The organism is Frankia sp. AvcI1 (assembly GCF_001420875.1).
GTDB lineage: Bacteria > Actinomycetota > Actinomycetes > Frankiales > Frankiaceae > Frankia > Frankia alni.
In genome coordinates this window covers 153640-166257 of the sequence record NZ_LJFZ01000015.1, presented here as the reverse complement: position 1 = coordinate 166257, position 12618 = coordinate 153640, and the positions used below count along the sequence as shown (strand labels likewise).

The 12618-nt window shown below is 74.0% G+C and carries 5 protein-coding genes and 9 pseudogenes; 10 read left to right on the top strand and 4 right to left on the bottom strand.

Annotated elements, in window-relative coordinates:
- The 4 genes and pseudogenes from UK94_RS17105 to UK94_RS55505 all read left to right on the top strand — a co-directional run.
- Positions 1 to 363: pseudogene (locus tag UK94_RS17105) on the top strand (hypothetical protein); the annotation flags it as partial.
- A gap of 923 nt (positions 364 to 1286) precedes the next feature.
- Positions 1287 to 3974 (top strand): murein biosynthesis integral membrane protein MurJ, encoded by a 2688-nt coding sequence (murJ, locus tag UK94_RS17100; protein ID WP_235488330.1) that lies wholly within the window; start codon positions 1287 to 1289, stop codon positions 3972 to 3974.
- Positions 3975 to 4663: 689 nt separating this feature from the next.
- Positions 4664 to 5485: pseudogene (locus tag UK94_RS55510) on the top strand (serine/threonine protein kinase); the annotation flags it as partial.
- Between the two features lies 1 nt (position 5486).
- Positions 5487 to 5770 (top strand): annotated as a pseudogene (locus UK94_RS55505) (serine/threonine protein kinase); the annotation flags it as partial.
- Between the two features lie 1000 nt (positions 5771 to 6770).
- On the opposite strand, the pseudogene UK94_RS55490 reads toward UK94_RS55505, so the two are convergent.
- The 4 pseudogenes from UK94_RS55490 to UK94_RS55475 all read right to left on the bottom strand — a co-directional run.
- Positions 6771 to 6866 (bottom strand): annotated as a pseudogene (locus tag UK94_RS55490) (flavodoxin family protein); the annotation flags it as partial.
- Between the two features lies 1 nt (position 6867).
- Positions 6868 to 6997, bottom strand: a pseudogene (locus UK94_RS55485) (NAD(P)H-dependent oxidoreductase); the annotation flags it as partial.
- A 1-nt stretch (position 6998) separates the two neighbouring features.
- Positions 6999 to 7224, bottom strand: a pseudogene (locus tag UK94_RS55480) (NAD(P)H-dependent oxidoreductase); the annotation flags it as partial.
- Between the two features lies 1 nt (position 7225).
- A pseudogene (locus tag UK94_RS55475) lies at positions 7226 to 7386 on the bottom strand (flavodoxin family protein); the annotation flags it as partial.
- Positions 7387 to 7567: 181 nt separating this feature from the next.
- Between UK94_RS55475 and UK94_RS17085 the strand changes: the two are divergent.
- The 6 genes and pseudogenes from UK94_RS17085 to UK94_RS55465 all read left to right on the top strand — a co-directional run.
- Positions 7568 to 8407, top strand: a complete 840-nt coding sequence (locus UK94_RS17085) for a helix-turn-helix transcriptional regulator (RefSeq protein WP_055750639.1) — start codon at positions 7568 to 7570, stop codon at positions 8405 to 8407.
- 511 nt (positions 8408 to 8918) lie between these two features.
- Complete coding sequence (locus tag UK94_RS17080; protein ID WP_235488328.1) at positions 8919 to 10220, top strand: hypothetical protein; 1302 nt, start codon at positions 8919 to 8921, stop codon at positions 10218 to 10220.
- A gap of 209 nt (positions 10221 to 10429) precedes the next feature.
- A pseudogene (locus UK94_RS55470) lies at positions 10430 to 10591 on the top strand (FAD-binding protein); the annotation flags it as partial.
- Position 10592: 1 nt separating this feature from the next.
- The coding region (gene trxB / locus UK94_RS17075) for a thioredoxin-disulfide reductase (protein ID WP_235488326.1) at positions 10593 to 11470 on the top strand (878 nt) is incomplete at its 5' end.
- 72 nt (positions 11471 to 11542) lie between these two features.
- Positions 11543 to 11866 carry a thioredoxin gene (trxA, locus tag UK94_RS17070; RefSeq protein WP_011607908.1) on the top strand — a complete coding sequence of 108 codons (324 nt, stop codon included), beginning with the start codon at positions 11543 to 11545 and terminating at the stop codon, positions 11864 to 11866.
- A gap of 384 nt (positions 11867 to 12250) precedes the next feature.
- A pseudogene (locus UK94_RS55465) lies at positions 12251 to 12617 on the top strand (peptidoglycan-binding domain-containing protein); the annotation flags it as partial.
- Position 12618: the final 1 nt, after the last annotated feature.

Sequence of the window (12618 nt, the reverse complement as noted above, 5' to 3'; positions counted from 1 at the left end):
CACGACGGCTCCGGACGGCCGGATGGACCCGGGTACCGGCGCGGCAGGCGGCGCGGCGCTGCCGGGCCGCCCCGGGAGCGAGTCCGACACCGCCCCGCCACGGTTGCCTCCGGCTGGTCGACGGGCGCCCCGACCACCGACCTCTCCTACGCCGCGCGTCGCGGGCCGGCCAGCGCGCCCGCCGCCCGCGGCCTGGCGCCCGGGACCGGCCAGGAGCAGGACCGAGACCGGGAGCAGGACCGGGAGCAGGACCGGGAGCATCTGCCCGATCCCGGCCACGGCGTCGCGGCGGAACACGTCGCCCCCGAGCGGGACGCGGCCACCGGCCAGGTTCCGTCCCGCCGGCGACGGAGCGGCCCGTGACCCCCGAGGGGGAGGGCGGCTCGGGTCCCCGGCACCGCCGGGGAGGCACCGGCCCCCGGGCGGGCCGTGGCAGTCGTGGTCGCGATCCGTGGCAGGACAACGCCGGCGACCCGGACCACCGGGCGGACGAGTGGCCCGACGGCGCCGGCCAGCCCCACCTCGACCCCGACCGCTCCTATCCGGGCAGCGACCAGCGGTACCCGGGCGGCGGCCGATCCTTCCCGGGAGACGGCCGCTCCCATCCCGACCCTGGTGGGCCGCACCCGGACNGCGACGAGCNATACCCGAGCCTCGACCAGCGGTATCTCGATCCAGCCGATCGGTACCCCNGTCCCGACGGCCAGCCCGGCATCCCGGACGACATTTACCGGGATCGGCACGACGGCTACCGCCGCCGGGACGGCGACTACACGCATCAGTCCTATGGCGACGGACCGTACTCAGAACGGCCGAACGCAGGTGGGCCGCACGGAGATGAGCCGTACGCCGGCGATTCCTACGTCGACGCTTCCTACGTCGACGACTCGTACGCCGATGGTGCGTACGCCGAAGGGCCGCCTACGGACGGGCAGTACCCCGGGCGGGCACGGCGGGCGGCCTACCCCGAGCGTCGATTCGGCGATCACGACCCTGCCGGGCGGTTCGACGCGCCCCGCGGCGGCGACGACCGATGGGCCGACCCCCGGGACGGCGCCGCGGCGCGCCCGGTCCCATCCCCCGGTTCCCCGCGGGCCGCGGCTGCGGAGGCGACCCGGAAGTTGCCGTCCTCGCCGCGGACACCACCGCCTCCCCCCGGGGTGCCCCCCCCGTCCGAGCGAGGTCCTGGCTCCGCGGCACCTGGGCGGGTCCAGCCCGCCGCGCCCGTCGACGGGACGCGAACCACCAGGCTGCCCACCCCGCCCAGCCCGCAGCCGGCAGGTCCGATGCCCGGACGAAGGCCGCAGGCGGAACCCGGCCCGCCGCCCGCACAGGTCGGCCGACTCACCGGTCCAGGCTCCGCTGGTCCAGGTCCCGCCGGTTCAGGTCCCGCCGGACCGGGTTCCATCGATGCGGGTTCCATCGATGCGGGTTCCGCCGGTTCGGACTTCACCGGGCGTGGGTCGCGGGAGCAGCAGCCGGATCCCGACGACCGCCCCCGGCGCTTCGCCGGCGAACGGCGCCGGCCGTCGCTCGGCGAGTCCCGGCCGACGGTCGCGCTTCCGCGCAGCAACGTCCGGCGCATCCCCCCGGAGTCGCACCAGCACGGCCGCGCACGGGACGGCGGCCGCGGACGGGACACCGCCCTGCCTCCCGAGGCTCGGGACGGCCGCGCAGGCCGGGACCCCCGCTCCCGTGACCGTCGCGACGAAACCCGCCGCGGCGAAGCCCGCCGCGGCGCTGAGCGCGACGGCGCCCTCGGCGGTTGGCGCGACGATCCGGTCGCCGACCCGCGGGCCGGCGGCCGTGTCGGCGAGGTCAGCGACGGCGGCGGCCGCGGGGACGGCGGCAACGTGGGCTACGGCGGCGGCGTCGGGCAGGACGACCTCAGGGACGTCCGCGCCGCCCGCCCCCGCACCCCGACCCCCCGCGAGACGGGCGGACGGACCGCCCGGCGCGACCCGTCCCGTCGACGGAACCCGCGCCCCGCCGATGCGGCGGCCACCACCGCGCTCGCGAAGCCGTCCACCGCGAAAGCGGCGACCCCACCACCCCCGAGCGCCCAGTCCACCAGGGCGCCGTCGACGCGGGCACAGCCGACGCGGGCACAGCCGACGACCGCCCGTCGGGGGAAGTCCGGCGCGGGGAAGTCCGGGCCGAGCCTCGGCCAGGCCAGCGGGATCATGGCGATCGGCACGATCGTCTCCCGGGCGTCCGGCTTCCTGCGTACGGTCGCGATCGCCGCCGCGCTGGGCACCAGCGGGGTCAGCCAGGCCTACAACGTCGCCAACACCACCCCGAACGTCCTCTACGACCTGCTCCTCGGCGGCATCCTGACCAGCGTCATCGTCCCGGTGATGGTGCGCGCGGCCAAGGAGGACCCGGACGGCGGGGACAGGTTCGCCTCCTCGCTGCTGACCATCATGATCCTCGGGCTGGGCGCGGCGGTGGCGGTCGGCATGCTGGTCGCGCCCTGGATCACCGACGCCTACCTGCACGCGGGGTCGGCGGAGCGCGCGCTGGGCACCGAGATGCTGCGCTGGTTCCTCCCCCAGATCGTCTTCTACGGGGTGGGCGCGACGATCGGCGCGATCCTCAACGTCAGGCAGTCCTTCGCCGCGCCGATGTTCGCGCCGATCCTGAACAACCTGATCGTCATCGCGACGTGCGTGGCCTTCGTCTACGTCGTGTCGGGACCGCACCCACCCGGGGTGGACGGGCCGAAGGCCATCAGCAACGCGCAGATCACCGTGCTCGCCGGCGGGACAACGCTGGGCGTGGTCGCCATGACGCTCGCCCTGCTGCCGTCGCTGCGCAAGGTCGGTTTCCGGTACCGCCCGCGGCTGGACCTGCGCCATCCCGAACTGCGCTCGGCGGCCCGGCTGGCCGGCTGGACGCTGCTGTTCGTCATCGTCAGCCAGATCGGCTATCTGGTGATCGTCAATCTGTCGACGGCGTCGACCGCCTACACGATCTACACCTACGGCTACCAGATCTTCCAGCTTCCCTACGCGATCATCGGCGTCTCGGTGATCACGGCGCTGCTGCCGCGGATGAGCGGGCACGCCGCCCAGGGCCGCCGGGATCTGGTCCGGGCGGACATCTCGACCGCGACCCGGGTCGCGGTCACGGCCATCGTGCCGGCGGCCCTGTTCATCCTCGCCCTGGGGCGCCCGATCGCCGTCGCGGTCTTCTACCACGGCGCGGTCCGGTACCACGCCGCGGTGGACATCGGCGACACGCTCAGCGCCTTCGCGCTGGCGCTGGTGCCGTTCTCGCTGTTCCAGGTGCAGTTGCGGGCCTTCTACGCCTACCAGGACAGCCGGACGCCGGCGCTGGTCAACATGGGCGTCGTCGCGGTGAACGTGCTGGGCGCGGTGGTGCTCACCGTGCTGGTGCCCGAGCAGCACCGCGCGCCGGCGCTGGCTCTCGCCTTCGCCTTCGCCTACCTGGTCGGGCTCGCGGCCACGACGATCCTGCTGCGCCGACGGCTGGGCGGCGTCGACGGCAACCGCACCGCCCGGGTGATCACCCAGGTCGCGGTGGCCGCGGGTTTCGGCGCCGTCATCGCGTCCCTGCTGGCCCGAGGAATCCGAGCGGTGATCGGGACGGGCTGGCTCAGTTCCGGGATCGCGGTGGTGATCGCGGCCGTCGTGGGCGGCGCGCTGTTCATCGCGGTCGCCAGACGGATGAACGTGCACGAGGTCAACGCGCTGACCGAGGTCGTCAACGGCCGCCTGCGTCGCGGGCGGGGCAGGCCCGGCGGGCCGACCGCCGCGCCGACAGCCGCCGGCCGGACCGGGCGGCCGGCCCGCGCGGACCGGACCGACCGGACCGACCGCGCGGGCCGCCGGGAGCCGTCGTCGCGGACCGGGGCACGCGCCCCCACGCCACCGCGGCGGGACGACCCGGACGACCGGTCGGGACCTGCGACGGGCACGCGCCGGAACGGGCGGACGCCGCGGCGGCGCTGACCGCGCGGAGCCCGCGCCGGCCCGGCCCGGCCCGCGCCGGCCCGGCCCGGGCCGGCGCAGACGGCCGACCGACACCCGCGGCGGGCACCAACGGGCCAGCCCGACCCGGCGAATTCCTGCTGACCACGGTCGGGCAATGCCCGTGTGGGCGAGGCCGGCAGTACCCGCCGACCCTTTCGTCAACCTAACGCGGTGTAGTCGAGTAACACCCAGGGATTACACTACTGATACGTAGGTATACGGCGGATATTCGCCGCGACGCGCATGGCTGGACGAGAGCCCGACGACCGCCGGCGGCTCCGTCGTCGTCGGGGGAAACGTCCTTCNGGCCCCCGTGGGGGCCTATCCGGACCCGGCCGGGCCGGCGGCCCCGAAGGCCGACCAGAGGCGACTTGGCGGCCATCGTCACAGCCGGTACACAAGGGCGGGTTGTCCCAAGACATTCGCGAGATCCTCCGGCCATCCTCGTACACTGGACACGCTGTGCGCGGGCCCCGCCCAACGTCGCCGGTGAACCAGGCGCAGCCTCCGCTCGTCACGTCGTTCACCGTGGCGACAAGCTCCGGGCGACGAAGGATTTCGGGGTCTCCNCCCACGGTCACGGCACACTGGGNGGACCCCTGCCCGGGTGAGGTAGGGAAGCCCGACGGCGGATCGTCCCCGTCTGGCCCGTGGACGACGGAGGCGCTGTGGTCGACGGAAGTAACCGACCGCAGGCTGAGGACGTCGACGACGTGACGCTGACCGCCGCCGATGCTCGGAGCTCCGCGACCCCCGCCGGCACCACGGTCCTCGCCGAGACCGTCCTCGACCGCCGCTACCGCCTGCTTTCCGCGCTCACCAGTCGCGGGCCGGTCACCCTCTGGCGCGGCGACGACAACGTGCTCGCCCGGCCGGTCGCGGTACGCATCGTCGAGCACGGCCCGACGAGCCCGGGCGACAACGGCGCCGCCGCGGACCCGAACCGGGAACAGGCCGCCCGGCGCCTGCTCGCCGCGGCCATCAACTCCGGCCGGCTCGTGCACCCGGGTGCCGCCTCCACCTACGACGCCACGACGACGACCACCGGATCACGCCGCATCTCCTACGTCGTCTCCGAGTGGGTCGACGGCAGGACGCTGCGCCAGCTCACGGCCCAGGGGGCGCTGCGCCCCGAGCAGGCCGGCGCCGTGGTGCTCGCCGCGGCCAGGGTCATCGCCGCGGCCCACGAGCGGGGCATCCATCACGGCGATCTCAACCCCGGTGACGTCATCGTCTCCAGCCACGGCACCGTGAAGATCATCGATCTGGAGATCGGCGGCGTGCTCGCCGAGCTGGAGCGGTCGGGGACGCCCGCAGAGCTCGACGGCCCCGACCGCGCCGGGACCGGCGATGACGGGGAGGACGCCGAGGCCACCAGGGTGGTGGGCACGGCTGCGGGAGACGACGCCGCGGCCGATCTGCGGGCGCTCGGCGGCCTGCTGTACGCGGGGCTCACCGGCCACTGGCCCCTCGGTGGGGACCGCGGCCTGNCCACCGCGCCGACCTCGGGCGGGCGGCTGCGCACCCCCCGGCAGGTCACCTCGTCGGTGCCGCGCGACCTGGACGCCATCACCATGGCCACCCTCGGCGACGAGCGTGCCGGCACCCCCATCGCCACGGCGGCGGAGCTCGTCGACGAGCTGGAGTCGATCAACCCGGTCGACGCCGTGCTCGACACCGGCCTGATGAGCCTGGGTGAGTACGCCGCCAGCACCGAGGCGATGGACGTCAACCGCCTCGATTCCACCGACTACGGGACCACCGCGGACTACGGGNCCAGCGCCGACTACGGGGCCACCGCCGACTATCCCGCCCCGGGCCGCTACGCCGACACCGGCGGCTACCCCGCCGGGGCCCAGGAGGGTCGCAACGCCCGGTACGGCCCGCAGGCAGGCGGCGCCGGTCGGGGCGGCGGCTTCGACACGCGTGGCGGCTACGACGACCGCGACCGCGACAGTCGCGGCTACCCCGAGGGCCGCGCCGGCTATCCGCCGTCGGACCGTCGTCCGTCCGGCCCGGGGCGGGAACGCGGCCAGGAGAGGTCCTCGTGGGGCCGCATGGTGCCGTGGATCGCTCTCGTCGTCGTCGCCGTCGTCGCCGTGGTGGCGGTGATCGTGTCGCAGAGCGGCGGGCACGGGGGCGGCGCCTCGCCCACCGCGACCGCTCCGGCCCAGGCACTTCCGAGCGGCACCGTCCTGAGGCCGGTCAGGGTCAACTCCTTCGATCCCCCCGCGGACAACGGCGACGGCAGTGAGAGGGACAGCGAGGTCGGGAACGTCGTCGACGGCAACCCGTCCACGGTCTGNCACACCGAGGGCTACACAACCAGCAACTTCGGTGGTCTGAAGTCAGGCGTCGGTCTGCAGCTGAACTTCGACAAGCCCATCAGCCCCACGTCGGTGACGGTGCAGGTGGCCGGCGGGCCGGTGTCGTTCGACCTGCGCAGCGCCGCCTCCCCGGCCGACTCGATCGAGGGCTACCAGACCGTGGTGTCCAAGGCCGGNGCCGTCGGCCCGGTCAGCCTGGCCATGCCCTCCGACCTGACCCAGGCCCAGTACTGGGTCCTGTGGGTGACCTCGCTGCCGCGGATCTCCCCGACTCCCGCTGACGGCAAGCCGTACCGCGGCGCCATAGCCGAGGTCACCTTCCGCTACTGACCGCGCACGTGCAGCCCGAAACCCGTGCGACCCGCGGGTTCCAGCCCCTCCTTCAGGTGCAGCGAGCCGAGGTCGTAGTCGCCGAAGTTCTGCGGCCGGAACGCGATCGGCTCGGTGNACTCCAGGGTGAGCAGGCGCTGCTCCCAGGCCCTGGCGACGTCCGGGTAGTCCTCGCCGGTCATCCGGTCGGTGCCGTACAGCACGAACGGCGGCANCACCTCGATGCCCGGGTAGTAGAGGATGCCGTGCTGGATCGGGAACAGCAGGTCGTCGATGGGCCCGTTGATCCCGCGAGCGGCGTAGTGCGACTGCGGGCCGCCGGTGGTCACCGACAGCAGGGCCCTGNGGCCCGCGAGGGTGCCCTCGCCGAAACGCTCGCCGTACCTGGTGTCGCTGTGCTCGCCGACGCCGTAGGCGAAGTGGTAGGTGAACACCCGGTCCACCCAGCCCTTGAGGATCGCGGGCATCGTGTACCACCACAGCGGAAACTGGAAGATGATCGTGTCAGCCCACCGCAGCTTCTCCTGCTCGGCGAGAACATCCGGGGTGAGTGTCCCGGCGTCGAAGGCCCGNCCCGAGTCCAGGGCGACCTTCAGCGGGCGGGAGGCGTCGGGGCCGTAGTCCGCGGCGTCCACGACCGCCTTCCAGTTCATCGCGTACAGATCGCTGACCCGCACCTCGTGCCCGTCGGTCGCCAGGGTGGACACCGCGAGGTCCTTCAGCGAGCCGTTGAGNGACGTCGGCTCCGGGTGGGCGTAGACGATCAGGGTCTTCACGGGAACTCCTTCGGATCGGGTGCAGTCGATCGTGGGCGCCGCGGCGCCCGGCGTTCAGGGGCGCCTCGTCCGTCGGACGGGACTTCCTGGTAGCGACAGGACCACCTGCACGGACACCACCGAGGCCATACTCGGAGGCATGGACGATCTTGCGGGCTTCCTGCGGACCCGGCGTTCCCGGGTCGACCCGGCGGTCGTCGGCATCCCCACCGACCGCCGCCGCCGGGTCGAGGGGCTGCGCCGCGAGGAGATCGCGCTGCTGTCCGGAGTCAGCGTCGACTACTACGTACGCCTGGAGCAGGGCCGCGCGACCCAGCCCTCCGAGCAGGTCCTCGACGCGCTCGCCCGCGTCCTCGGCCTCGACGAGACCGAACGCGGCCACCTCCACCGGCTCGCCCGACAGCGCCGGCGCCGCGCGAAGGCGCCGAGCGGGCGAGTCCGGCCGGAGCTGGCGCGCGTCCTCGACCTGATCACCGACGCACCCGCACTGATCATGGATGACCGCCTGGACGTGCTCGCCGGGAACCGCCTCGCCGGGCTCCTGTTCGGCCGGCCGATACCGGGCCTGAACACCGCCCGGCACATCTTCCTCGACGAGGCCGAGCGCGGCCTCTACGCGGACTGGGAGAACTGCACCCTCGACGTCGTCGGGCACCTGCGCCTGGCCGCCGGCAGGTACCCCGAGGACCCCCGCCTGGCCTCGCTCATCGGCGAGCTGGCGATGGGCAGCGAGCGCTTCCGCCGCCTCTGGGCCCGCGCGGACGTGCGCGCCCGCACACACGGACGCAAGGCGTACCGGCACCCGGTGGTCGGACTGCTGGAACTACACCAGGAGAACTTCGCCCTGCCAGACGCGTCAGGCCTGGAGCTGCTGGTGCTGTCCGCGGCCCCCGACAGCCCCGCCGAGGACGGGCTGCGCCTGCTCGCAGGCCTGGATGCGGACACGGCGGTGGATCCGCGCCGGAAGGCCGTGGGGTAGGGCCATCCTGAGGCCGTGAGGCCGTGGGTTGAGGCCGTGAGGCCTGTTGAGGCCGTGGGGCCGTGGGTTGAGGCCGTGGGGCCGTGGGTTGAGGCCGTGGGGCCGGATGTCGAGGGCGCGGGCGGTGCGGCGATGATGGGTGTGGCCGGGCAGCACCCAGGGTGACGATGTCTCGGCTCGACGTCGGGTTCGGCCGGGCGCTCTGGCGTCCGCCCGGCCGTGGTGCTGACGGGCGGGGCGGGAACCGCTTTTCGCGGACGGTGCTCGGCTGGTCGATGTGCCTGTCCGCACGGCGAAAAGTCGCTGTTCGTGGGGTCGGGCGCGCCTCGCCCTGTTCCTCGGTCACCCGCCGCTCGGGAACCCCGGGGCGCCGCCCACCGTCTCAGAGGTAGGACACCACGATGCGGCGGCCACCTCGAAGCGGCCGCCGGACGCCCGCAGTCGGTCCGCCGGCCGCAGTCCCCACCACGCGGCCCACAGCGCCCGGACCCGCCGGAGGAGGTGATCGACAATGACGACCGACCCGCCGGACGACCGTCACCGGCCCGCCCACGCGCGCCCCGCCTTCCCACTCGGCCGCCGGTCCCGCGGGCACGACCACCATCCCGACGTGGAGCTGCTCGACGCCGTCGCCGGTGGTGAGCCGGTCACCCGCTCGACTCGTGACCACGTCGAGACCTGCCCGGTGTGCCGGGAGTCGATCGCCGCGCTCCGCAAGGTCCGCGCCGACCTGTCCCGGCTGGCCGCGATGACGATGCCGGGCGACGTCGCCGAGCGCATCCAGGCGGCGCTGGCCGCGCGGATGCCTCCCCAGCCCCACCCGCCGCACGATCCCGCGGCCCGCCCCGGTGCCGAGGCGACCACGACCGACGCGCCCGCGCCACGCCCGGCCCCCGACGCGGGCCGCTCCCCCACCGGCCCGACGGCCGCGGCGCCGACCGGCGCTCCTCCAACCGGCGCTTCCCAGACCGGCGCCGCCCAGACCGGCACCCCTCAGACCGGCGCGCGGACCCGGGGCGGTGGGCCCACCGGCGACACAGGCGGCGGCGGGCGCGAAATCCGACCCGTCCGGGGTCCGGCGCGGATCGGCCCCGGCCGGCGGCCCGCGGCCCGCCCGGAGCGGCGACCAGCGCCGGGCGTGGGGGCGGCCCCGGGGTGGGACTGGGTGTCGATCGCGGCCGTCTGCGCGGCGTTCGTCACCTTCGGTGCGGCGGTCCTCGCCTTCTACGGACTTCGGGTGGTGGCCGCCGACCATCCGGTCGCGGCATCGAGCGTCGCGCAGGGCCGGCATGCGACCGCCGCGGCCGCCGGAGCCGGGCCGGGCCGGCTGACCATGATGGCGGATTCGCGGACGACCGTCGCCCCGGCTGATGTCGGCCAGCACGGCAGGGAGCTGCTCACGGGCCAGATCGCGGGTTCGGTGGCGCTGCCCCTGCCGCTGACCGGCCCGACGGGGGGCGCCGAGGCGGATGCCGCGGCGACGGGCGCCGTGCCGCTCCAGGCGGTCGCCCCGGCCGCCGCACGCCACCCCGCCGCCGTGGTGGCGGCACCGCCGGCCACGGCCGGCCAACGGCTGCGCACCCTGCTCGACACCCCGGACCTGCGCTCCTGCTACCAGAGCCTCATCGCCCAGTCGGGCGGCGAGATCCTCGCGGTCGACCTCGTCCGGTACGACGGGCAGCCGGCGCTGCTGGTCGTGCTGTCGATCCCCATGCAACCGGCGGCGGCACGGGTGCTCGTCGTCGACGCGCACTGCGGCGTCGTCAGCGTCTCCGCCGCACTGTGGTACAGCGCGACCACGTTGCGCAGGTAGCGTGACCAGCAACACCGGTGGTCACTGGCTGCTCGGCACCGGCGGGCACACGATGGAATCAGACGCCCTCGAAGACCGTTGTCGCTCTCGGACACCGTCTTCACGGATCAGACCTACGACCAGGGATCGCGAAGCACCACCGAGGCCGATGGGCACCGGCGGGGTCCACCCCGGCTGACGGGGAATCGCGCAGCGTGAAAGGAGCGGGTGTGACAGCCCAGCAGCAGGTCCAGGACGTCACCGGTCACGGTGATCGACCGGCAGACGACGTGCGCGATGTCATCATCGTCGGCTCGGGGCCGGCGGGCTACACGGCCGCCATCTACACCGCCCGGGCCAACCTGCGGCCCCTCGTCTTCGAGGGCGCGGTCNCCGCCGGCGGCGCGCTCATGAACACCACCGAGGTCGAGAACTTCCCCGGCTTCCCCGAGGGCGTGCAGGGCCCGGAGCTGATGGAGAAGCTGCGCCAGCAGGCGGAGCGCTTCGGCGCCGAGCTGGTCGCCGACGACGTGACCGAGCTCGACCTCACCGCCAACCCGAAGGTCGTCCGGGTCGAGGACCAGACGTTCCTCGCCCGTACCGTCATCGTCGCCACCGGCTCGGCCTACCGCAAGCTCGGCGTCGAGCATGAGGAGCGGCTACTCGGGCGCGGGGTGTCGGCGTGCGCGACCTGTGACGGCTTCTTCTTCCGCGACCACGACATCGCCGTCGTCGGCGGCGGTGACTCGGCGATGGAGGAAGCGACGTTCCTGACCCGGTTCGCCCGGTCGGTCACTCTGATCCACCGGCGGGACAAGCTGCGGGCCAGCGCGATCATGCAGGAGCGGGCCTTCTCCAACGACAAGATCCGGTTCCGGTGGAACGCCGACGTCGCCGAGATCCTCGGCGAGGACAAGCTCACCGGCGTCCGGCTGCGGGACACGGTCACCGGGGAGACCGACGAACTCGAAGTCACCGGCCTGTTCGTCGCGATCGGCCACGAGCCGCGCACCGAGCTGCTCCGCGGCCAGCTCGAACTGGACGACGCCGGTTACGTCAAGGTCGCGCATCCCACCACGAAGACGAACCTCGACGGCGTGTTCGCCTGTGGCGACGTGGTCGACCACACCTACCGGCAGGCCATCACCGCCGCCGGCACGGGGTGTGCCGCCGCCCTCGACGCGGAGCGCTTCATCGCCGCCGGCGAGGGTCCCGGCGAGACGACCACCGAGGCCCCGCGGGTCTCCACCCCGGCGCCGCAGCCGGCCTGACGCCGCCCCCGCGGGTCGGACCCCACGACCACTCACTTCCAGCCGCCACCACATCCAGCAGGGAGAACAGCAATGGCAGGCACCACCCCCGTGACCGACAGCACCTTCACCGCCGAGGTCCTCCAGAGCGACGTACCGGTCCTCGTGGACTTCTGGGCCGAGTGGTGCGGCCCGTGCAAGATGGTCGGGCCGGTCCTCGAGGAGATCGCCAAGGAGCACGGCGAGAAGCTGCGGATCGTCAAGCTGAACATCGACGAGAACCCGGAGACGGCGCGGAACTACCAGATCATGTCGATCCCGACCATGGCGGTCTTCGTCAAGGGCGAGGTGGACAAGAGCATCGTCGGCGCGAAGCCGAAGGCCGCTCTGCTGCGCGACCTCTCCGCGTACATCTGATCGTTTCCTGACCACCGGCCCTTCTCCGCGGCCACGCGGTGCGCTCACCCTGGCGGGTGGGCGCCCTGCGGGCCGCCCCCGACGGCCCGCCGCGCGTTCCCGCCGGCGGGCCGTCTGCGTGTCCGGGGGACGGCGCCTGGCCGGCGGGACCGGCGGGGGGTCGGCGGCGGGAATGGGGATTTCACAGCACAGCGTGGCCGAGTCGGTCACGCTGGGTCAATGACGGAGGATCCCGTTCGCGGCCAGTCGGGACCACGCGGGCATGCCCTAGGCTTGAGATTCAGCAATCGGCAGTCGCGAAACAGTTCGTCGACGCGGCGGCCCCGACCACCGGGTTCCGCCGGGGAACACGTTGGGGGCAGGCAAGCTGAAAGGTACACGTTTGTGAAGCTGTTGCGGCTGGGAGACCAAGATTCCGCCGTCGCCGAGGTTCGGGCGGCCCTGACCTATCTCGGTTTTCTTCCCGTGACCCCCCGGCAGAGCGGGGAACGGGGCGAGGCAGCGCCGGCCGTGGCCCGTCCCGGGGAGTCGAAGGGGGTCGGGCTGCCCGCCGCGGCCGCCGACCCGGCCGCCGCGGTGGGCGTGCACAGCCCGGCTGAGGAACCGGCCGGCGGCGCGGGCGGTGCGGCGCCCGCTCCCCCCGACCGGTTCGATCGCGACCTCGACAATGCGCTGCGGGCCTTCCAGCAGAGTCGTGGGCTGTCCGTCGACGGGATACTCGGTCCGAATACGGCGCGGGCGCTCGAGGAGGN